The following is a 21,607-nucleotide window of genomic DNA, read 5'->3' on the forward strand; positions in this document are numbered from 1 at the left end:
AGAGACAATGAAAATCAACGAGTTATCAAATTGGCATGACCCAAATTATCCACGACAAGGAGAGGTTTTCCAAAATATGGATATAGGAAGGATATGGGAACTGCTGCCCAAAGTATCCGATTGTATAAGAGTGCCCCGGATCAAGTCCGGGGTAAACTGTGAAGGTAAAGTTGCCATAATGATATGTTGCCGGAGCCAATAACTACTGCAGCAATAGAAGTGTTGCCATGTAATACATTTGCCAGGAGCATGAAATGATTTATGTATAGTGATGAAGGTTTTAGAAGCGGTACTAAAATGCTTTTGAAGCATTACTTAAATGGTTTTGCCTATACCATGAGGTGGATTTGGAATACCGATGAAATGAATTATGGGAGCATGGGAAGGTGTTAGCGAAGGATGGGAAGGGTTTTATGGGTAGCTTAGAAATGATTTTTGTAGGTGCGGTATACACGGATGGTATATCTATGAAATGAATTATAGTCACCCATGAAACGAATTATGTATACCACTGAAATGATTTATGGCTACCTATAAAATGATATACGGGACATAGTGGCATTAAAAAGTTGATTTTTATGCCACAATTACAATGAAATAGGATGGGAAATAATTTACTTTCTTGTACGCTGTGTCAAGGCAATGAGGCGGCTTGGTTATAATTAAGGATACTCTTCTACAGGTAATCCTAAATACTTTTTAAATAACCAAATATTTGCTCTATTTCCATCATTCTTTTTACCTGCAAAAAAATCATTAATACGAGCTTCTATGTGAATGCGGCCGTGTATTCCACCTAATTGAATCTTGCCTGTTTTTATCCAATCTTTTTTTATCGAATTCTCAATTTCGTCTTTATAAACACTATAAAAATTTACATTTTCGGCATTTTGAGGTGCAGGATTAAAATACCTTGGGTAAAAGTTTTTTAGCTTTTCTTCTAAGGGAATATTAGTAACGATATTCCAAAATTTTTCTTTAATTCCAAAAACATCAACGCATGCAATAAATAGTATTTCTGATTTTATTATTTCTTCAAAATCCGTTCTTTCGATGTTAGATATGCAATCATAAATTGCATAACTGTTGTCTGATAATATCCTGGCATAGGTATGCCACCCTACTTTAAAAGGGATTTTAATTAAATCCCCCGGTTCAGTTTTCATTCGCTTTTTCATAAAAATCAATTTGTACTATCTAAGGTTGTAATGAGCCGGAAAATGCAGCAGAGGCAACGCAAAAAGCGTAACAAAATGAATTAACAATTCTGTACCGCACGGTTGCTTTCAGAGTTGCTGCTACACGCAAAGCTATTTTTAAGAGACACTGCGAAGAAGGAAAATGCGAAAGCTGCATCAAAGCAGCATTTTAGTTTTATTTTTTCTGCATTGCTTTCCTTTAATACCCCGCATTATGGCTTTAACATTCAAGTATAAAAAAATTAAACAAATAACAATTATCAAAAGTTGTGGAAGCGTTTCTTTTAAAAACGAGTTGTTATAAACGGTTTGAGAACTGCGAGTTAAATTGTTAAAAATAAAAAATGCAACTTGATAATAAAGACTATAAATGGCTATAAGTACTCCGAAGATATTCATAATAAATCGCATAAAAATTTATTGAATGGTAACTTTAATATTTACATTTTCCCTCAGTGCGTTTATTATAAAATCAGAAACTTACATCATCTCAGCGTCTACTTTCTATTCCTTGCCAAACTCAATGCTATTGTTAGTAGACTCTTCGGTTAAGGAAAACTACCATATGATGTAGTTTCTTATGATTCTTTATTGATTTTCTTTCACCATTTATTCCAAATAGCAGAGCTCCAGAAACGAGCATCATCTATATTATATTCATAAATATCAGTCGTATCTGTTGTTACAAAAGTCCTGAAGGTTGCTTCTTGTATGTCTTGAGAAATACTTTTAAAATCAAAGCCATTACTAAAGACTGGACCAACCCATTTCAAAACGATAGTATCGCTTTGCCGAATACCTAAATAACAAGTCGCATCATAATACCATTTATGATTCCTTTCAGGTATTAACTGTCGATAGGTTGGATTTTTCGTAATTAATAATATTGCTAATTTATTAAATTCGCCATTATACAATATAGTATCGATTATTATTTCTGTTGAGTCAAAATATTCATCACTATGAAAAAAACCTTCATGATTTGTTACAAAAGTTTTCATTGTATGATGAATTTGCTGCTTATCCTTCCTGTACTGCTCATTGTTTATCAATATATGACTTACATACTGTTCAGGTGTATCTGTATTTCTACTAAACTCCAACCAACCATATATATACTTGAAATAAAGGAATAGAAGAACTCCTACAAATGCAATTACAATTATTGCAGAATTTCTTTTCATTTTATAATTTCTTTTCATCTAAATAATAAATACACTCTATTAAATTTAGCATAACATTTTAAAATGTTGATAAATTGGTGGAAGGAAGCATTCCTTCATCGCAACACCTGCTTCTTAAGGTCCTTCTACACGCAAAGCCATTCTTAGAGACTCTTCGGAGAAGGCAAAACTTTCTCTTTTATTTACAAGTCAATATTGAATCATAAACCAGCAGCGAATCAGAAATATTGTAATCAAAATTTTTAGCAATTTCCTTTGTTAAGATGATTACACTATAACCATTCTCTTTTGTAGAATAGGCAACTGGAAATGACTTTCCGACAATAAGTTCTGCTACTGATTGCTCATTATTTAAACTACCGCAATAATTATAAGCATCATCCCCTTTATATATTCGCCCATTTATATTATACGAATATATAATTGCATAATCACCAGAACTTTTCCAGCCAGGTTTTGATATTTTATCAATTTGCCCTATTGTAATTTCAAAATTATTCCTTAAATCTAATCCTCTGTACACTCCCCATCCAATCCACAAAAGAAAAACAACAAAAACTACTACTATAATTATTTTATTTTTCATGGTTATAATGGCTTTTATCTTCAATAACAGTACTCGCCGCAGTAATGGGAATTGAACATACTTTTCCGAAGGCGGTACACCCCATTGTTCCATTTTTTTGAAGCAAGACCTGAAACTAAAGATAAAAACCTTTCTGCGAAAGATGATTTATAATCCGAACGTACAAGAGTGCGACGCAAGTAAAGATGCCTTGCGTTGATTACGCCGGGCTCATAGAATAAGTGCCTTTATACCCACTTTTATTGTTTTGGTATTACCCAGCCTTTATTGGTTTTTATTAGCTGTTGTACATTGCTTAAGGGGCTTTCGTTATTTTCCCGGTCAACCGCTGTAATGGCAATATAACAGGTGCCGCCATTATTGGGTATTTGCGTAGCGGGGATGGTGAATTGAATATCTGTTAACCCTTTTGCAGCGAGTAGTTTTATGGGTTGGTTGCCCAGGGTTTTAAAATTATTGCTGAGGTATAATACATAGGTTTTTACTTCTTCGGTTTCAACAGAATCGTTTGGTTTTGCTTTGATGATATAGGCTGCATCGGCCTGTTTTTTATTTTCTTCTTTTATGTGTTGCAGGTTGGGGGATAATGGGGCGGTTACATCAATATAGTCCATAGGTGGCACCAGGGCGGGGTATTGGTAATAGTTTTGGGCAAGACTATCGGCCCAGCCATTGGGGTTATGTAATAGGTTGGTGCAACTGTAATAAATACTGCCCTGCACATTGGGATTGTTGCGTAAGTTTTTTATTTGATTGGGCAGTTCGTTGGGATTGCGCCAGGCAAGTGTGGGCCTTTCTACTGCCCGGTAAATGCCATGGCCTATATATACCTGTTTACCATAACTGTGGTTGCCCCACCAGTTAAGCAGTATATTATAATCGCATAGGTGGTGGCCTATTTCCCAATATAGCTGTGGTGCCACATAATCTATCCAGCCTTGTTGTAGCCAGAGCAAAATATCGGCATAGAGATCGTCGTAATTGGTTTGGCCGGCCTGGGTGTTGCTGCCATCTTTATCCTTACTAATATTACGCCATACACCAAAGGGGCTGATGCCAAATTTGATAAAGGGTTTTGTTTGCAGTACAGCAACATGTATCATTTTTATAATGCTGTCGCAATTGCTGCGGCGCCATGCCTCTTTTGGGAGGCCCTTACCATATTTTTTGTAAGAGGCTGCATCCGGAAATTCTTTACCTGCTATGCGGTAAGGGTAAAAATAATCGTCCATATGAATAGCATCTACATCGTAGCGGGTGATGATGTCTTTTACAATATTGGTTACATATTGCTGCACCTCGGGTAAACCGGGATTAAAATATTTTTTAGTGCCATAGGTAAGAAACCACTCTTTATGAGTGCGGGTAATATGTGTGGGCGAAATGGAAGAAGTACTATTATCAAATACCGCACGGTAGGGATTTAACCATGCATGAAACTCCATATTGCGTTTATGGGATTCTTCAATCATAAATTGTAAGGGATCGTAATAGGGTACCGGGGCCTGGCCCTGTATGCCATTGAGGTATTCGCTCCAGGGCTCGTAAGGGGAAGGGAAAAATGCATCGGCGGCAGTACGCACCTGCACCACTACCGCATTCATGTGCAGCTGTTGCAAGCTATCTAATAAAAAAATATATTCTGCTTTTTGGGTGGCTACATCTAAACCCTTTTTTGATGGCCAGTCTATATTTACCACTGTAGCAATCCAGGCTGCCCTGAATTCGTATTTGGGTTGTGCCGGTATTGTTTCAAGAAAAATAAACAGGGAACAAATAAACACTAATCCTTTCTTCATAAAGCGAAGATAAGATTGTTCGTTTTTTTAATCGTTTCGCAGCTTGTCTAATAACTGATTTAACATTTTTGCTTCTTCTTCGGTAAGGGTTTCCATAATATGGTCTAACTGAATATTTTTATTATCCAGTTTATCCAAAATATCAATGCCTTTTGCAGTAATACTGATATCTACCAGGCGTTTATCTGTTTCGTTGGTTTTTTTTATCACCAGGTCTTTTAGCAGCATGCGGTCAACTACGCGGCTGGTATCGCTCATACGGTCCAGCATGCGCTCCCTTATTTGCATGGTGCTTAGTGGTTCTTTGCTGCCCCTTAGTATGCGCAGAATATTGTATTGCTGCGGGGTAATACTTTCTGTAGCCAGAAATTTTTTGATATTATTCTCCAGCCAGTCATGGGTATACAATATGTTAACCATGGCTTTATTATACTCGTTTCTAAAGTTCTTTTGTTGAATTGCCTGTTCAATACCCATGTGTAGTGTTTTTAATGTAGGATGAAAGATTAGCTGGTGTTTAAAAATCTTACGATTCACAAATACAAGTTCTGTGCCGTTAAACAGCACCAGTAAACAAATATGTGTGGAAGCAACCAGTTAAAAAGGTTGGTTTTCGAACAACCAATAATTATTGCAAAATTACTATGCAAAAGCCGTTAAAGTATACCATTTATCAAATTAAATACCAAGGCGGTTTGAGGCCAGTAGTTATACAATGATTTACCAATTACAAAGCGGCATAAAAAAAGGTGGTTATATTTAGTAACCACCTTTTTTGCAAATACAATCACAATTAAGCCAGGGCTTCCATTTCTGTATTTACAAATTCCATTAGTGTTTTAATATGATCTGGCGAAAAATTAAACTGTAAGCCAGCCGCATTGTATAGCTGGGGCAATGTTTTGGTACCACCCAGGCTTAAGGCGTTTATATAATTTTCCAATGCCTGTTGTGGGTTTTGTTTGTACTGCATCCACAAGCCAATAGCGCCCAACTGGGCAATACCATATTCAATATAATAAAATGGTACTTCAAACAAATGTAACTGGCGCTGCCAGCCTATTTCTCTAAATGCAGATAAGCCGCTGATATCAATAGCATCTGTTTGAAACTCATTTAAAATAGTCAGCCAGGTATTGGTACGTTCTTCAATGGTATGATTGGGGTTTTCGTATACCCAATGTTGAAACTTATCAATAGTGGCAATCCAGGGGAAAATAGTAATTACCCTTTCCAGCTGGTGTTCTTTTGCCCTTTGCAGATCTTCTTTTTTATCAAAAAATGCTTCCCAGTGGTTCATGCTAAAAAGCTCCATGGCCATGCTGGCCACTTCAGCAATTTCCATAGGATATTCTTTAAACGCACTTAATTCCAGGTTATGCGATAAGAAAGAATGTATGGCATGGCCGCCTTCGTGTACCATGGTGGTTACATCATCCATTTGCCCTGCGGCATTCATAAATATAAAGGGGGCACCACTTTCGGCCAGCGGACAATTATAGCCACCCGGCGCTTTACCCTTGCGGCTTTCCAAATCAAAATGTTGCATGTTATCCATTTTACGCAGGCAATCGGCAAAAAATGGGTTTAAAGCAGCAAAACATTGCTCAGTTTTTTGCAGCAACTCTTTGCCATCAGTAAAGGGGCGCAAAGGGGCTGTACCGGCAGGCTGAGCTTCAATATCCCAAGGGCGCAGGGTATCTACACCCAATTGGGCTTTTTTGCGGGCATATATTTTATTTACCAATGGCAATACATGCAATTTTACTGCTTCATGAAAACCATAACAATCTTCTTTGGTATAATCAAAACGGCCCAGCTCAGTAAACTTATAATCCCGGTAATTGTCGTAGCCGGCGTTCAGGGCAATTTTATGCCGGCGTTCTACCAGGTTACCAAATAACTCATGCATAGCTTCTTTATCCTGCAGCCTGCGTGTTTGAATTTTTCTGTACACCGTTTCCCGCAAATTACGGTCGTGGTTTTCTAAAAATTTTGCGGCTTGTTGCAGGGTATATTCCTGCCCGTCTACCTCTACACTCATTTTACCGGCAATAGCGCCATACTGCTGCTGCATTACACTTAATTCTGCCTGCAGGGGAATATTTTCTTCCCTGAATAAATCAATATTCTTTTTAACACTGCGCAGGTAAGTAAAATATTTTTCTGTGGGCAGTTGCCGGGTAAACGCATTGTTTATCAGCTTTTTATTCAATGCATCTGCATAAGGTTGCAGTTTTGGTTGAATTTCCATGCAGAAATAGGTAAACGCTTCTTCCAGGGCTTTATCGGTGGTATCGCAGGTCATGCGTATCTGGCGCCAGCAGGCGTCTTCACTTACGGCGGCTTCTACCTCACTCATATCTTTTAACCATTGTTCCAGGGCAGACAGGCTATCAATTTCCCTGTCCAGCAAGGTTTTAAAATAGGGTTCCAGCGCTTCCCAGGTAGTAACGGTAAAATCGGGCGAAAGAAAATGTCTTTCGGTTTTTTTAATATCGGCACTTAGTGGCATATGGTATTGTATTTAGGCTAAAAGGGAACAAATCAAATAAAGCAGGGTGATGTTACCGGCCCATCTTTTTATGGCATCGGCGCTTGCCACGCTCGGTTCAAGGTTCCGGCTTTGTGGCAGCAAAAGCAAAAGAAAAAGGTTCATTTCTTAATACCCGCAAATACACCAATACGCAGTATTAAAAAATGAACCCCTTAATCAAAATTATTCTTCGGTAGTTTTCTTTTTTGCTTTTTTCTTAGGTGCGGCAGTTTCGGCAACTACTTCTTCAACTGGTGCCGGTGCTGCTGCTTCAACAGTGGTTTCTTCTTCTTCAGCAAATTCTCTAAGCTTAATTTCTACGTCATTTTTCTTTAAAACGGCAAACCATTTTACCATTTTTTTCATATCGCTGGCGTATACCCTGTCAAAATCCATATCGGGATAAACATTTAAAAAATAGGCTTTAATGGCAGCGGCATCCTTCTCGGATGGTAAGCTTTCTGAGCTGGCTTCCATTGCTTTAAAAATATCTACCAGGTTCACGTTATCCCTAACGGTATAAATTTCAATACTTTCCAGGTGCGAAAACGTGTGCATACGGCTGGAAACGAATTTTGTACTCTTATCTTCTAAAGAACGTACAATTGCTCCGTCGGTTTTGCTGGTAATCATCTCAAACAAACCACCCAGGCCTGTAACACTAATTAATTTACTGTATTCCATGTATAATTTTTTTATAACAAGATTGCAAAATAAAGCAAAAAAGCCCACGTGCAGGTATTTGAAATTTATTGTGAATTTTTAAACAGTTGCCAAAGGCTGTTTGCGTTAGGGATTGCAGCGAAAAGCCCGCAGTGCAGCGCAGCGTAACGAGGACTTGTAGCGTAAAGCCCGGCCCAAAGGGCAACGCCCATACTTTGTTTTATTTAAATTCTATGTGTTTTGGTGTATTTGTTCTATAACTGCCGGTGCTTATTTGTATTTATTTTGAAAACTGGCCAAATTAGGTGGTGATTTTTATCATCTTGGCACAGAGTTTGAAAATTTTGTTAAAAGAACCATTGCTGCACAACTGGTTTTCCAATTTATTAAATACTGCATTTTTCTATGAAAGACCAATTAGATGGTTTAAACCGCCATGCCAAAACAGTAGCAGCTTCAGCAATACCCGCACCACCTACAGCAGGGTTGCAGCCATATACAGGCCCATGGGATAGGCCGCAACTGGTACACCTGCTTAAGCGTACCATGTTTGGTGCCCGGCTGGGTGATATTAATTATTTTGCCACCAAAACCATGGAGGAGGTGGTGGACGAATTATTGCAACCCACCGCCGCCCCTGTTTTGCCCCCATTAAATAATTATAGTGTAGATGGGTATATTGATGCAACCGGCGTGGCGCCCTGGCAAATCTGGGTAAATGCATCTCCGCTTTTATATAATCAGGAGTTGAACCAGAAACGTATTGCATCGCTGCAGGCCTGGTGGATGGGGCAGTTATTGAATAGCCAGCGTTCTATACACGAAAAGCTTACCCTGTTCTGGCACAATCATTTTGCCGTGAATATGAATAAGGATGCCAGCATTAGGGCCCAACACTGGTATGGGCATTACCTTAGCTTACGCAATAATGCCCTGGGCAATTTTACCCAATTGGTGAAAGCTGTAACGCTAGACCCCGCCATGCTTTTCTTTTTAAATGGCAATACCAATAAGAAAACCGCCCCAAATGAAAATTACGGCCGCGAATTACAGGAATTGTATACCATTGGCAAAGGGGCAGGATCGGCCTATACAGAAGACGATGTAAGGGCGGCCACCCGGGTACTTACGGGGCATACGGTTAGAACAGATAACTACACCTATTTTTTTGATGCCGGCGAGCATGATAGCGATAATAAATTGTTTTCGGCTTTTTACAGCAATCATATTGTTACGGGTAAAACCGGAGCACCCGGCGCTACTGAACTGGATGATATGCTGACGGCCATTTTTGCCACCGAAGAAGCAGCCAGGTTTATTTGCCGTAAGCTATACCGCTTTTTTATTTACTATACAATTGATGATGCGATTGAAACCAATATTATTATTCCCTTAGCCGATATTTTTAGAAACAACAATTACAATATTCAGCCGGTATTAAGTACACTGTTTAAAAGCGAACATTTTTATGATCTTACCTACTCATCTGCCTGCGTTATAAAAAGCCCGATTGATTTGGTGATTGGCTTGCTGCGTGAATTTGAAGTTAGTCTGCCAGCCAGCGATAATGCAGCCGGGCAATATGATGTGTGGGCACTGCTTTTATCAGTTTGTAGCCGCCAGCAACAACAAATTGGCGCCATACCCGAAGTGGCCGGCTGGTATGCCTATTACCTGGAACCTTCTTTTCATGAAACATGGATTAATGCAGTTACCTATACGGAGCGTACCATTTTTACGGATAATATGATTTTGCAGGGCATTACCCAAAATACGGCAACTATTATTATTGATCCTATAGCTTTTGCAACTGCATTACCCAACCCGGGAGACCCCAATGCATTAATGGACGATTCGCTTAGTATTTTATTCAGGTATCCTTTATCCGATGCTACAAAGGCTTTTATCAAGCAGTCTATTTTGCTTAGCGGACAAACAACGGATTATTATTGGACCAATGCCTGGGATGCCTATATCAGTAATCCCAATGATGCCATGGCCAAAAGCCTGGTACAAACCCGTTTGCAGGCTTTTTACAAATACCTGATGAACCTGCCAGAATACCATCTTTCCTAATAACCATAAACACCACTTATGAGAAGAAGAGATTTTTTAAAACGCAGTGTGCCGGCAGCAGCTTTGTTTCCGGCATTGATTAACGGGCTTACAGTAAAGGCATTTGGCGCAACCCGTTTGTTGCAAGCCATGTCTGGTGCCGCCGATAATGATCACGTATTGGTGCTTATACAAATGGCCGGTGGCAACGATAGTTTAAATACCGTGATACCCATTGATATTTATGGCAATTATGCCGCTATAAGAAATAATATTGCCATTCCCGAATCGGCCATACTGGCCCTGAATAAATACGAAAAAGCAGGCCTGCATCCCGCCATGACTGGTTTCAGGGATTTATATAATACAGAAAAAGCTGCCATTTTACAGGGGGTGGGCTACCCTTCTGCGAACCAATCACATTTTAGATCCATGGATATTTGGCTAACCGGTGCCGATGAAGACCAATACCTGAATACCGGCTGGGCTGGCCGCTTTTTAAGCCATGAATATCCCAATTTCCCCGTAGGTTTTCCCAATGATACCATGCCAGATCCATTGGCCATACAAATTGGCTCGGTACTTTCCCCGGCCTTTATTGGTCCGGGCGGTTATTGCTCAATGGCTGTAGACACTGGCATTGATTTTTACGACTTGCTGAATGGTATTGAAGACCCCGTACCAGATACACCCAGTGGTAAGGAATTATCATTTTTGCGGTTAATTGCCCGGCAAACCAATAAATATGCGGATGCTATTACCAATGCCGCTGCCAAAGTAACACAGCAGGTAGCTTATCCCGATACCTATATTGCGCAACAGCTAAAAACGGTTGCCAAACTAATCGGTGGCGGACTAAAAACAAAAATATACATGGTTTCCGTGGGCGGTTTTGATACCCATGCCAGTCAGGTAGTTGCCGGTAATACCGGCACCGGATTGCATAGCGATTTATTAAAACAAATTTCAGATGCCATTAGTGCTTTTATGAAAGACCTGCAGCAACTGAATGTATCTAAAAGGGTTTTAGGGCTCACATTTTCTGAGTTTGGCAGAAGAATGGCCTCCAATGGCAGTGGAGGTACCGATCATGGGGCCGCACAATCCTTATTGCTTTTTGGCGATTATGTGCAAAATGGAGTACTGGGCAATAGCCCACCCATTAGTTCCAATACTGGTGCAGAAGATACCATACCCATGCAATACGATTTTCGCTCTGTATATGCCACTATTATGCGGGATTGGTTTTGTGTACCTGCCGATCAGATTGAATCTATTCTGTTCAAAAATTACCAGTACCTGCCATTAGTAAAAACTACCGCATGCACCGCAACAATTGATGATCTTAACGATGTTGGTATTACCCTTATCAGCAATTATCCCAATCCTTTTAGTGCAGCTACTACCATCAAATACCATATAAAACCAGGTCATGTGCTTATACAAATATTCGATGTATCGGGTCGTTTAATAGCCGTACCCGTAAACCAGCAATACCAGCAGGAGGGTACCTATACCATTACATTTTATGGTGCCACATTGGCTACCGGAGTATATTATGCCAGGCTGCAAAATAATGCGGTGCAGCAGGTTAGAACCATGTTAAAAGGCCCCCAATAACTATGCAATTATTAGCCAAACTGCCGGTTATACATGCAGCATCCGTTGCGTCGCACACTTGTACGGCAACAAATGCATCGGCAAAAAACAAACAGCACATGTGTATACCCAGGCAATATTTTTTCTTGTTGCTGTTAGTATATTTTATGGCTTCCGGCCCATTACAGGCAAGTCCGTATAAACCACAAATGGCGGCAGATAGTATTAGTTATACTTCCACCTGTACAGGTCAGGCTGTTAGTTTTAGTGCTACCGTATTTGCAAAGGCCAATTTCCCCGATACCGTTATCTGGAACTTTGGCGATACTGCTTCCGGGGCCTTTAATATTTCTGACGATAGAACCATTTTTCAGCCTACCCATGTGTACAATACACCGGGTATTTATACGGTAACCTTACATGTGGTTGACGATTTTGCGGGTGTTTTTAATCTTAGCACCCTTGTGCATATTGTGGCACCTGTAGCTATCAACTTTGGTCCGGATATTACTACTTGCATGGGCGATACAATAACGCTTTCGGTCCCTTCCATACCCGGGGCCACCTATATATGGAACGATGTTGGTAAAACCGATACCAGCCAGCTAAGGGTTTATGATAATGGTACATATACGGTACAAATAAATGGTTGTACTGTTACAGATACGGTAGGCGTGTTCTTTAGCCGCATACCGCAATTAGAACTTGGCGCCAATCATAATATGTGCACCGGCGAAATATTGGAACTAAATGCTGCGAGCCAGAATGCCAGTTACGAATGGCAATTAAATGGATTGGTTTTACCAGAAACTACTGCCAATATAGTTACGGTAAGTCCGGGTGGTACTTACACCGTGGCAGTGGATGTACTTGGCTGTGGCATATACAGAGACACGGTAGTAATTACTTACAGCAACCCATTGGCCCCCAGTTTTAGTTTAGGACCCGATACCTTATTGTGTCCGCAGCAGATATATACATTAAATGCCTCCCCTGCAGGTGCTACCAATTATAACTGGAGTATCGGCAGCACGCAGTCAAGTATTTCAGTAAGCAGTGCCGGTACTTATTGGGTTTTTGTGAATATCAATAGTGTTTGTGAGGTTACGGATACGGTAATTGTTAGCTACAGAGGTAATAAACAACTGGATTTAAGAGATAGCACTATTTGTGTTGGGGAAACACTGGTACTTGATGCAGATTTTGGTACAGGATCTTATCATTGGTCTGCCAACCCTCCGCTGAGGCCCGATCAGGATATTACTGACCAATCTACATTTTATGTGTACAAACCAGCTGTTTATACGGTGGTGGCACAGGTAGGTAATTGCGTGTATACTGATAGTTGTACCATTACCTATAACGATAGTTTACATTATCAACTGGCCCCATTAAAAGACACCACCCTATGTCTTGGAGAGCCCTGGCGACTTTATGTTAGCGGCAATGCCAACACCTACACCTGGCAGGATGGATCTACCGCTACCAGTTTTGATGTAAACACGGCAGGCACCTATTTTGTAATTGCTACCAATGCCTGTACAACCGATACTTCTACGCTACATATTAATTTTAGGGTATGCGATTGTGAGTTACTAATGCCAAGTGCTTTTACACCAAACAGCGATGGTTTGAATGACCTGTTCAGGCCACTACACCCTTGTAAAATGAGTGAATACCGTATGAGTATTTTTAACCGTTTTGGGCAAATGGTATTTACCTCGGTTAATCCTTTATTGGGCTGGGATGGACGTTATTTGGGTAAGGCTCCCGTTACAGGTACTTATGTATGGATGGCAACCTATATTAATACAGATACCAATACCAGAAAAAACAGAACAGGTACAGTAGTGGTGATACGCTAATTATAACAATGCGGCAGCAGCTTCATCCACAAACCAGTGTAATTGTCCATTCAACGGCTGAATTATTTGAGATGGATACATGTATGGCTGGTAACTACCTTTTAATACCTGCTGTAATGAAGCGGCTTTACCGGTACCATTGGTAAGAAAAGCAATATTTGCCGCCTTATTTACAATGGGATGCGTTAATGTAACCCGATACATATCCTGCGCCTGCAGCCATAAAGAAGTGCAAAGCTTTTTGGTTTCATCTATAACATCTGTTTTGCCGGGGAATAATGATAGGGTGTGGCCATCATCTCCCATACCCAATAAAACAATATCAAAACTTTTTTCTTCCCCTGCTGTATGCGAGGGAAAATAGCTTTGCAGAATGGTTTCGTAGGCTGCTGCGGCATCTTCGGGACTAATACCCTCGGTACGCATGATATGAATATTTTGCTTTAGCACCGGCACATGGTGTAGTAAAGTATCTAATGCCAGTTTTGCGTTATTGCGTTCGTCGTTTAAGGGTACAAACCGTTCATCGCCGAAAAATATATGCACTTTAGCCCAATCTATTTTATCTATATATGCCGGGCTGCATAATAATGCATTTAGCTTTTTGGGTGTATTACCGCCAGATAATACCAGTGTACACCTGTTTTTATGTTGCAGGGTGGTTTTTATGGTTTCTACCATCCAGTCTGCCACAGCCACGCTTAAATCGTTTAACCCGGGAAATATATGTAGTTGCATAAAATTTGGTTGATGTTGTATTTAAACCAGTTTTGGCTGTTTGCCCCATGTTTAGGCGAACGATGAACGGATTGCGACGCAAGGATGATTCCCTGTGCACAGGTGCCGGTATTGGCAATGTATTAATCCTTATGCGGTGCCGGCAAAGTTACCCAGTTATGGCCATCGCGGGCAATAAGGGCTTCAGCATCTTCGGGCCCCCAACTGTCTGGCGCATAATTAGGAAAATCTACTGGTGGCCGGGCTTCCCATGCTTCTATGATGGGCATTACCACTTTCCAGGCACTTTCTACCTGATCGCTACGCATAAATTGGGTGGCATTGCCTTCCATAACATCCAGCAACAGGGTTTCGTATGCTTCCGGTTCCTGTCCATCGTAGGCATCGTGGTAGCTAAAAATCATATCCACGGGGTTAAGTGTCATGCTTTGTCCCGGGCGTTTGGCCTGGAAACGTAAGCGAATATCCATCTCGGGCTGAATGCTGATGGTTAAACGGTTAGAACGCCAGGTTTCTGCTGCTTCGGGTGGAAAAGAGAAATGGGGTGCTTCTTTAAACTGAATGGTGATAATAGAAGTTTTCTGGTGTAAGAATTTGCCGGTACGTACATAAAAGGGTACATCCTGCCAGCGCCAGTTATCAATAAAAAACTTGGCAGCAGCAAAAGTTTCAACCGGTGAGTTGGTGTCTACTTTATCTTCCTGGCGGTAGCCTTTTACTTTTTCGCCCTTCATCCAGCCATCTGCATATTGGCCACGCACAGCATATTCATGCACCTGGTCGCGGGTTATTTTGCGTATGGCATTTAATACGTCTACTTTTTTATTGCGTATTTCATTGGCTTCAAAACTAAGCGGTGCTTCCATACCAATCATACACAACAGTTGCAAAATATGGTTTTGCAACATATCCCTTAAGGCGCCGCTTTGCTCGTAATAGCCGCCACGACCTTCTACACCAACCGTTTCGGCCACGGTTATTTGAACATGATCTATATAATTGCGGTTCCAAATGGGTTCAAATAAAGCATTGGCAAAACGCAGGGCCAAAATATTTTGTACGGTTTCTTTGCCCAAATAATGGTCTATACGGTAAATCTGGTCCTCAGCAAATAAACCGGTTAATTGCTGGTTAAGTTCATGGGCACTTTTAAGATCGTGTCCAAATGGTTTTTCTATAACAATACGGGTGCAGCGGGTATCGGCACAAATATTTAAGGCACCCAGTTTGCTGGCAATATCAGGAACCAGCTGTGGTGCTACGGCCAAATAAAAAATAACATTAGGATGCTCGCCCCACTGTTGTTCCAGTTCTTTTACATAATCAGATATTTTGCTGTACGAGGCGGCGTCTTCGGCATCCATTTCCAGGTAGCTAATGTATTGGGCAAACTCGTTCCATAAGCTTTCTGGTTCATTTTTACGGCGACTAAACTCCTGCACACTTTCCAGTAAATGATCCCTGAAATGATCGTTGGAATAAGGCGTTCGGCCCAAGCCTACAATAGAAAATTTTTCGGGCATCCAGCTGTCCAGGTATAAATTAAACAGAGCCGGCGCCAGTTTTCTTTTATTCAAATCTCCACTGCCCCCAAAAATAAAAATTACTGAGGCGGGTGGTTTTTTAGTATTGTTATTGTGTGTTGACATATTATAATTTTTTTTTGAGCCAGGCATACACCTGCTATTCAACTTTACTTGCGTCGCACTCTTCTACGTTCGGGTTAAATAGCAGCATCAACAGCCAGGTAAATAAGAGCGAAGTAACCAAACTAACTTTCACCCATTTGTTGTGTCATTTCAATCATGCGCTGTTGCAAAACTTCTTCTGGTACGTTTTCTATTCTGCTGGCAATATACCAGTGGTTACCACAAGGGTCTTTTACAAATGCTTCTCTGTCGCCATAGAATTGGTTAGTAGGCTCCATTACAGGTTCTGCACCCACTTCTACCGCTTGAGCGTAAACGGCATCAACATCTGCTACATATAGGTGAATAGCGCAGGGCATGGGGTAAAAGCCGCCATGTACTTCACTAATTTCAATAACGGCATTACCAATTTGCATACATGCATTTATTACCATGCCATCGGGCAGCTTGGTGGCACTTATTTCTTTGGCACCAAATGCATGTGTAAGAAAGCCCATTAAATGGGGCAAACCCTGCACATGCAAGTAGGGGGTAATACTGCTAAAACCCTGTGGAATAGGATTTACTTCCATAATTATGTTGTTTTAGAAATCTGCATTGCTATCAATTCCATTCTGTATGAAATTTTCCCGGCATATCCGTACGTTCGTAAGTATGGGCGCCAAAACAATCTCTTTGAGCCTGAATAATATTGGTGGGTAATCTTTCAGTAGTATAGGCATCAAAATAGCCCAGGGCTGTCATTAATCCGGCAGCAGCAATTTTTGATTGTGCTGCTTTTATCACTATAGCCCTTAAGCTTTCTATCCTGTTTTTTACAATAGCTGCCAAGGTATCACTTAATAAAATATTGGGTAATTGCGGGTTGTTTACATAAGCCGCATAAAATGTTTCTAATAAAGTGGAGCGTATAATACAACCACCGCGCCATACTTTAACTGCATCCTGTAAGGGTATATCCATTTTAAGTGCGGCTGAAGCCTGGTGTAACATGGCCAAACCTTGTGCATAACACAAAATAGTGGCAGCGTATAAAGCTTCACCGGTTTCCTGTATTAATGTTGCTTTATCAGCATCAATGGTATTGGTGGCAGGTGTAAATATGCCGGCGGCCTGTACCCGTTCCTCCTTAAAGGCCGAAATGGTGCGCATGGCCACAGCAATATCAATGGTTGGAATGGCTACCGGCAACTCCATGGCATCCTGCGATGTCCATTTACCAGTGCCTTTACTACCGGCTTTATCCAGAATCATATCTACCAGCCGGTTGCCTGTAATTGTATCATTTTGCAGAAATATATCCCGGGTAATTTCTACCAGATAAGATTGTAATTCGCCATTATTCCATTGGGCAAAAGCAGCATGTAATTCATCGTTGGAAAGGCCGGCGCCTCTTTTTAAAATATCGTACACTTCGCTTATTAATTGCATAATGGCATATTCAATACCATTGTGTACCATTTTTACATAGTGGCCGGCAGCATCTTTGCCCATATAAGCCACACAGGGTTCTCCGTTTACTTTTGCTGAAACAGCTTCCAGTAAAGGTTGTACTTCGTGCCAGGCTTTTACATCGCCACCGGGCATAATGCTGGGGCCAGTTCTGGCACCTTTTTCGCCACCGGATACACCCATACCCATAAAATGTAGTCCCTTTTGTTGCAGGTAGGCCACCCTTCTGTTGGTATCGGTATAGTGGGAGTTGCCGCCATCAATTACAATATCGCCTGGTTGTAATAAGGGTAATAAACTTTCTATTACATCGTCAACCGGTTTACCGGCAGGCACCAGCATCATAATTTTACGGGGTTGTTGCAGGCTGTTTACCATTTGCGCAAGGGTGGTTACCCCTTTTACGGTAGTACCTGGCGTGGCTGCAGCTTCTAAGGCACTTAGTTTTTGGGCGTCCAGATCAAAGCCAATTACGGGAAACTGATGATCGGCCATATTAAGTAAGAGGTTACGACCCATTACACCCAGGCCGATCATTCCAAAATCGTATAGCATTTGTTGCATATTGCTGGTATTGATTTTTGAGGCTGCAAGTTAGCCAAATGCTGTATAAGATGTATTTGCCCGCCTGATATGACTGTTTTTTTTACCAAACCATTATTAAACATTAGCATTGCTTTGTAATGACATTTTGCGTTAGGGATTGCAGCGGAAAGCCCACAGCCACGCCCGTGGCGAGGACTTGCAGCGGAAAGCCCGACCCAAAGGGTAACGCCCAGTTTTAAAAACATTAGCTTTTGCGAAAAGCGAAATTTTTGGTTAATCACTACCACCTGCAATATTTTGGCAATACTACCTTTAGGCAAATTTTATACAATGAATCAACTGGTAACCGATTTTAATGAATACCGCCAGCGGATGAATACGCTGATTTTGAGCAAGAATAATCTGGTAATGAAAAGGCTTTGGAACCTGGATACCAATACCTACGAAGCCGGTGCCATTGATACCAAAACCAAGGAGATGCTGGGCCTGGTAGCCAGTATGGTATTGCGTTGCGACGATTGCATTAAATACCATTTGGGTAAATGTTTTGAACTGGGTATTAGTACTGAGCAGCTGTACGAAATATTTTCAGTTGCCAATATTGTAGGCGGTTCTATCGTTATTCCACATACCCGCAGGGCCGCAGAATATTGGGAGGCTTTGCATGATAAACATCAGTAACTGTAAATTGTGTAAATGCTTACATTTGCAAACTATATCAAAGAATCATGAGTACATTAACTAACGAAGCGCCCCTATTAACTGCCAAAGATTTTGCTACCGACCAGGAAGTACGCTGGTGCCCGGGTTGTGGTGATTATTCTATTCTGGCTCAGGTACAAAAAGTAATGCCAGGCATTGGTGTACCTAAGGAAAATATTGTTATTATCAGCGGTATTGGTTGCAGCAGCCGTTTTCCTTATTACATGAACACCTATGGCATGCACTCCATTCACGGCCGTGCAACAGCTGTAGCCAGTGGTTTAAAGGCAGCCCGCCCCGAACTAAGTGTATGGATTGTTACCGGAGACGGAGATGGTTTAAGTATTGGCGGCAACCATACCATTCATATGCTGCGCAGAAATTTTGATGTAAATATTCTTTTGTTTAATAACCAGATTTATGGCTTAACCAAGGGCCAATATTCTCCTACCTCTGAGGAGCATAAAGTTACCAAAAGCACTCCTTTTGGTTCTATTGACCATCCGTTTAACCCATTGGCACTTGCTATGGGTGCAGAAGCTACTTTTATTGCCCGCAGTATGGACCGCGACCCTAAAAACCTGCAGGCCATGCTTACACGTGCCCACCAACACCGCGGAGCCTCCTTTTTAGAAATATACCAGAACTGCAACATTTTTAATGATGGTGCATTTGAAATATTTACCGAAAAATCAACTAAGGCAGAAGAAACCCTGTTTTTGGAACAAGGCAAACCATTAATTTTTGGTGCCGCCCAAAATAAAGGTATAAAGCTAGACGGTTTTAAACCCGTTGTTGTAGAATTGGGTGAAGGTGTTAGCGCCGATGATTTGTGGATACACGATGAACGTGATATAAACAAAGCCCAGTTGTTAATTCGTATGTTTGATAATCCAAAAAATGCCGGCCATTTCCCAAGGCCATTTGGTGTATTTTACGAAACAGACAGGCCATGTTACGAAGATCTTTTACGCATGCAAATTGAAGAAACCATTGCCGCCAAAGGCCCCGGTAATTTGGATAAACTGCTTCGCGGAAATGAAATATGGGAAATTCAATAATTTAACCATTCAACTAATAGAAAAAAGCTGCAATTATTGCAGCTTTTTTTATGCATAAAATACAGTTTGTAGCCCGGCCTATAACCCAATGCGGCTTTACTTGCGTCGCACTCTTGTACTGCCGATACCGCTGGCAGCTGATGGGGTTTAAATTAAAATGGCAAATCAGTATCAAAAATAAACCGCTCGGGTTGAGGTAAGGGTTTACGAGGCAACATGTTTGGCCGCATGGCCGTATTGTAAACAAATGCCGCAACTATAGTGGCCGCCTGTTGCAGGTCTGGAATAGACAAATGATCGTACACATCCATATTACTATGGTGGGTGCGGGTTTCATACTCCAGCGGGTCTTGAATAAATTGAAAACCGGGAATCCCCACCGCGTCAAAAGACAAATGGTCGGTTGAGCCTGTATTGCTGCTGGTAAGGCCTGTTGCACCCATATCGGCAAAAGGTGCCATCCAGGCGCTAAAAATGTCTTTTACCAAAGGGTTATTTTGCAGAAAAACACCCCTTATTTTCCCCGATCCATTATCCAAATTATAATAGGCAGAAATTTGCTCCTGTTCGGGACTTAGCTTCATATCTATTGGGTTGCCAAAATGTTTTTTTACATAGCCAAAAGACCCCAGTAATCCTTGTTCTTCCCCGCCCCATAACGCAATACGTATGGTTCGTTTGGGTTTAACACCCAATGCTTTTAATATTCTTACCGCTTCCATCATTACAATACAACCGGCAGCATTATCTGTTGCACCGGTACCACTATGCCATGAATCTAAATGGCCGCCCAGCATTACCACCTGCGATTTAAGTAGTGGGTCAGTGCCAGGAATTTCTGCTATTACATTATATCCGTTTAAATCATCAGCGTAAAAACTGTTTTGTACATTAAGGTCAAGTGTAACAGCGGTATTACCCTTTAACAGCCTTTGCATTCTGTAATAATCTTCGGTAGAAATTAGCATTTCGGGTAAGGCTGGGGCATAGCGGGTATCATATGCAGGGGTACCATCTACGAAAACGGTACCATCGCGGCCCGTGTTGTTAACTGATAATAAAGCAACCGCACCTTGTTGTTGCAGGTATAATTTGGTTTGGTATTCTCTGGTAATATAGTTCATATAAAAACTAACCATGTCCTTGCCCAGCATATAGGTATCGGGTAATGTGTTTAGGGTACTATCTGCCAGCCTTGATGCATAGGCGATAAAAGCGCTGCGAATGAGTGAGTCTCTGGATTGTACCAGTACTATTGCCCCATTTAGCGCAGTACCCATTTTTTGTATGGAGGCGGAATCAAGGTTTTTTAATAATACTACGGGTGCATGTACCATGCCATTTGTACTGCTGGTCCAGGCAACGGGGTTGGCAATTAGCTGTTGGTAATATGGTTTTGTAATGGCTATATAAGAAAGCTCGGTACTCCAGCCTTTGCCAAACTGGCCCCAGGACTCCGGGCCGGCATTTTGCAAGCCCCAGCTTTTTAAAGCGCTGGTGGTATAGGCAATAGCTCTTTTATATCCGGGCGAATTGGTAAGCCTTGCACCACAAACATCAGTAAGGTTGTAGGCAATACTGGCTATTTGAGAATTGTTTTTTTCTTCCTTTTTTATTTTCTCCATCATTTGGAGGTCAATATTTTCCTGTGCATAAACCAGACTTTGTACGGAAAACAATACAATAATGGTGGCCAGTATTTTTCTCATGTTTTATTTTTTTGAAATTTAAATCCAAATTAATGATAAGGTATAAAATTTTTGTGTAATTATGTTGGGTATTTGAAGCCCTGCATTCAACAAAATCATCGCTTTCAAGTAAACCCAGGTTTTGTTTTTATAAGCAACAACTTTAATTAGCCAACGCTAATCCCATTAAAAATCTCTTTTCAATATTATCCCATAAGCATATGCATTAATTGCATAGGTAAAGCCGATTGCTAACTGTTTTTATTCATTTTTTAAAGAATGTAA

General features: G+C 41.0%; 17 protein-coding genes. 5 read left to right on the forward strand and 12 right to left on the reverse strand.

Annotated features, from left to right (window positions below):
- Positions 1-662: 662 nt before the first annotated feature.
- From GD597_RS15215 to GD597_RS15245, 7 genes are all read right to left on the reverse strand, one after another.
- Positions 663-1,178, reverse strand: a complete 516-nt coding sequence (locus tag GD597_RS15215) for an Imm26 family immunity protein (RefSeq protein WP_171608748.1) — start codon at positions 1,176-1,178, stop codon at positions 663-665.
- Positions 1,179-1,801: 623 nt separating this feature from the next.
- Positions 1,802-2,383: a hypothetical protein gene (locus tag GD597_RS15220; protein ID WP_171608749.1), complete on the reverse strand. Its 582-nt coding sequence runs from the start codon at positions 2,381-2,383 to the stop codon at positions 1,802-1,804.
- A gap of 178 nt (positions 2,384-2,561) precedes the next feature.
- Positions 2,562-3,062, reverse strand: a complete 501-nt coding sequence (locus GD597_RS15225) for a hypothetical protein (RefSeq protein WP_171608750.1) — start codon at positions 3,060-3,062, stop codon at positions 2,562-2,564.
- A 146-nt stretch (positions 3,063-3,208) separates the two neighbouring features.
- Positions 3,209-4,768, reverse strand: a complete 1,560-nt coding sequence (locus GD597_RS15230) for a glycoside hydrolase family 10 protein (RefSeq protein WP_171608751.1) — start codon at positions 4,766-4,768, stop codon at positions 3,209-3,211.
- Between the two features lie 27 nt (positions 4,769-4,795).
- A complete protein-coding gene (locus GD597_RS15235) occupies positions 4,796-5,305 on the reverse strand; it encodes a MarR family winged helix-turn-helix transcriptional regulator (RefSeq protein ID WP_317170314.1) in 510 nt (169 codons plus the stop codon).
- 256 nt (positions 5,306-5,561) lie between these two features.
- Positions 5,562-7,283: a M3 family oligoendopeptidase gene (locus GD597_RS15240; RefSeq protein ID WP_171608752.1), complete on the reverse strand. Its 1,722-nt coding sequence runs from the start codon at positions 7,281-7,283 to the stop codon at positions 5,562-5,564.
- 204 nt (positions 7,284-7,487) lie between these two features.
- Complete coding sequence (locus GD597_RS15245; protein WP_171608753.1) at positions 7,488-7,988, reverse strand: DUF5606 family protein; 501 nt, start codon at positions 7,986-7,988, stop codon at positions 7,488-7,490.
- Between the two features lie 384 nt (positions 7,989-8,372).
- Between GD597_RS15245 and GD597_RS15250 the strand changes: the two genes are divergently transcribed.
- From GD597_RS15250 to GD597_RS15260, 3 genes are all read left to right on the forward strand, one after another.
- Positions 8,373-10,043: a DUF1800 domain-containing protein gene (locus tag GD597_RS15250; protein ID WP_171608754.1), complete on the forward strand. Its 1,671-nt coding sequence runs from the start codon at positions 8,373-8,375 to the stop codon at positions 10,041-10,043.
- Between the two features lie 18 nt (positions 10,044-10,061).
- The gene (locus tag GD597_RS15255) at positions 10,062-11,642 is read left to right on the forward strand and encodes a DUF1501 domain-containing protein (RefSeq protein WP_171608755.1); all 1,581 of its coding nucleotides are present in this window, start codon (positions 10,062-10,064) and stop codon (positions 11,640-11,642) included.
- A gap of 125 nt (positions 11,643-11,767) precedes the next feature.
- Positions 11,768-13,486: a T9SS type B sorting domain-containing protein gene (locus tag GD597_RS15260; RefSeq protein WP_171608756.1), complete on the forward strand. Its 1,719-nt coding sequence runs from the start codon at positions 11,768-11,770 to the stop codon at positions 13,484-13,486.
- On the opposite strand, the gene pgl is transcribed toward GD597_RS15260, so the two are convergent.
- The 4 genes from pgl to gndA form a co-directional block, all read right to left on the reverse strand.
- Positions 13,487-14,224: a 6-phosphogluconolactonase gene (gene pgl, locus GD597_RS15265; RefSeq protein ID WP_171608757.1), complete on the reverse strand. Its 738-nt coding sequence runs from the start codon at positions 14,222-14,224 to the stop codon at positions 13,487-13,489. It lies immediately after the preceding gene.
- 122 nt (positions 14,225-14,346) lie between these two features.
- Positions 14,347-15,873, reverse strand: a complete 1,527-nt coding sequence (gene zwf / locus GD597_RS15270) for a glucose-6-phosphate dehydrogenase (RefSeq protein ID WP_171608758.1) — start codon at positions 15,871-15,873, stop codon at positions 14,347-14,349.
- Between the two features lie 122 nt (positions 15,874-15,995).
- On the reverse strand, positions 15,996-16,445 hold the full coding sequence (locus tag GD597_RS15275; protein ID WP_171608759.1) for a VOC family protein: 450 nt from the start codon (positions 16,443-16,445) through the stop codon (positions 15,996-15,998).
- 31 nt (positions 16,446-16,476) lie between these two features.
- Positions 16,477-17,889, reverse strand: a complete 1,413-nt coding sequence (gndA, locus tag GD597_RS15280; protein WP_171608760.1) for an NADP-dependent phosphogluconate dehydrogenase — start codon at positions 17,887-17,889, stop codon at positions 16,477-16,479.
- 312 nt (positions 17,890-18,201) lie between these two features.
- Between gndA and GD597_RS15285 the strand changes: the two genes are divergently transcribed.
- On the forward strand, positions 18,202-18,552 hold the full coding sequence (locus GD597_RS15285) for a carboxymuconolactone decarboxylase family protein (RefSeq protein ID WP_171608761.1): 351 nt from the start codon (positions 18,202-18,204) through the stop codon (positions 18,550-18,552).
- A gap of 47 nt (positions 18,553-18,599) precedes the next feature.
- A complete protein-coding gene (locus GD597_RS15290; protein WP_171608762.1) occupies positions 18,600-19,634 on the forward strand; it encodes a 2-oxoacid:ferredoxin oxidoreductase subunit beta in 1,035 nt (344 codons plus the stop codon).
- A gap of 152 nt (positions 19,635-19,786) precedes the next feature.
- On the opposite strand, the gene GD597_RS15295 is transcribed toward GD597_RS15290, so the two are convergent.
- Positions 19,787-21,343, reverse strand: coding sequence for a M20/M25/M40 family metallo-hydrolase (locus GD597_RS15295; RefSeq protein WP_171608763.1), 1,557 nt, complete (start codon positions 21,341-21,343; stop codon positions 19,787-19,789).
- Positions 21,344-21,607: the final 264 nt, after the last annotated feature.

Origin of the sequence: Limnovirga soli, from assembly GCF_013106755.1 — a bacterium.
Classification (GTDB): domain Bacteria; phylum Bacteroidota; class Bacteroidia; order Chitinophagales; family Chitinophagaceae; genus Limnovirga; species Limnovirga soli.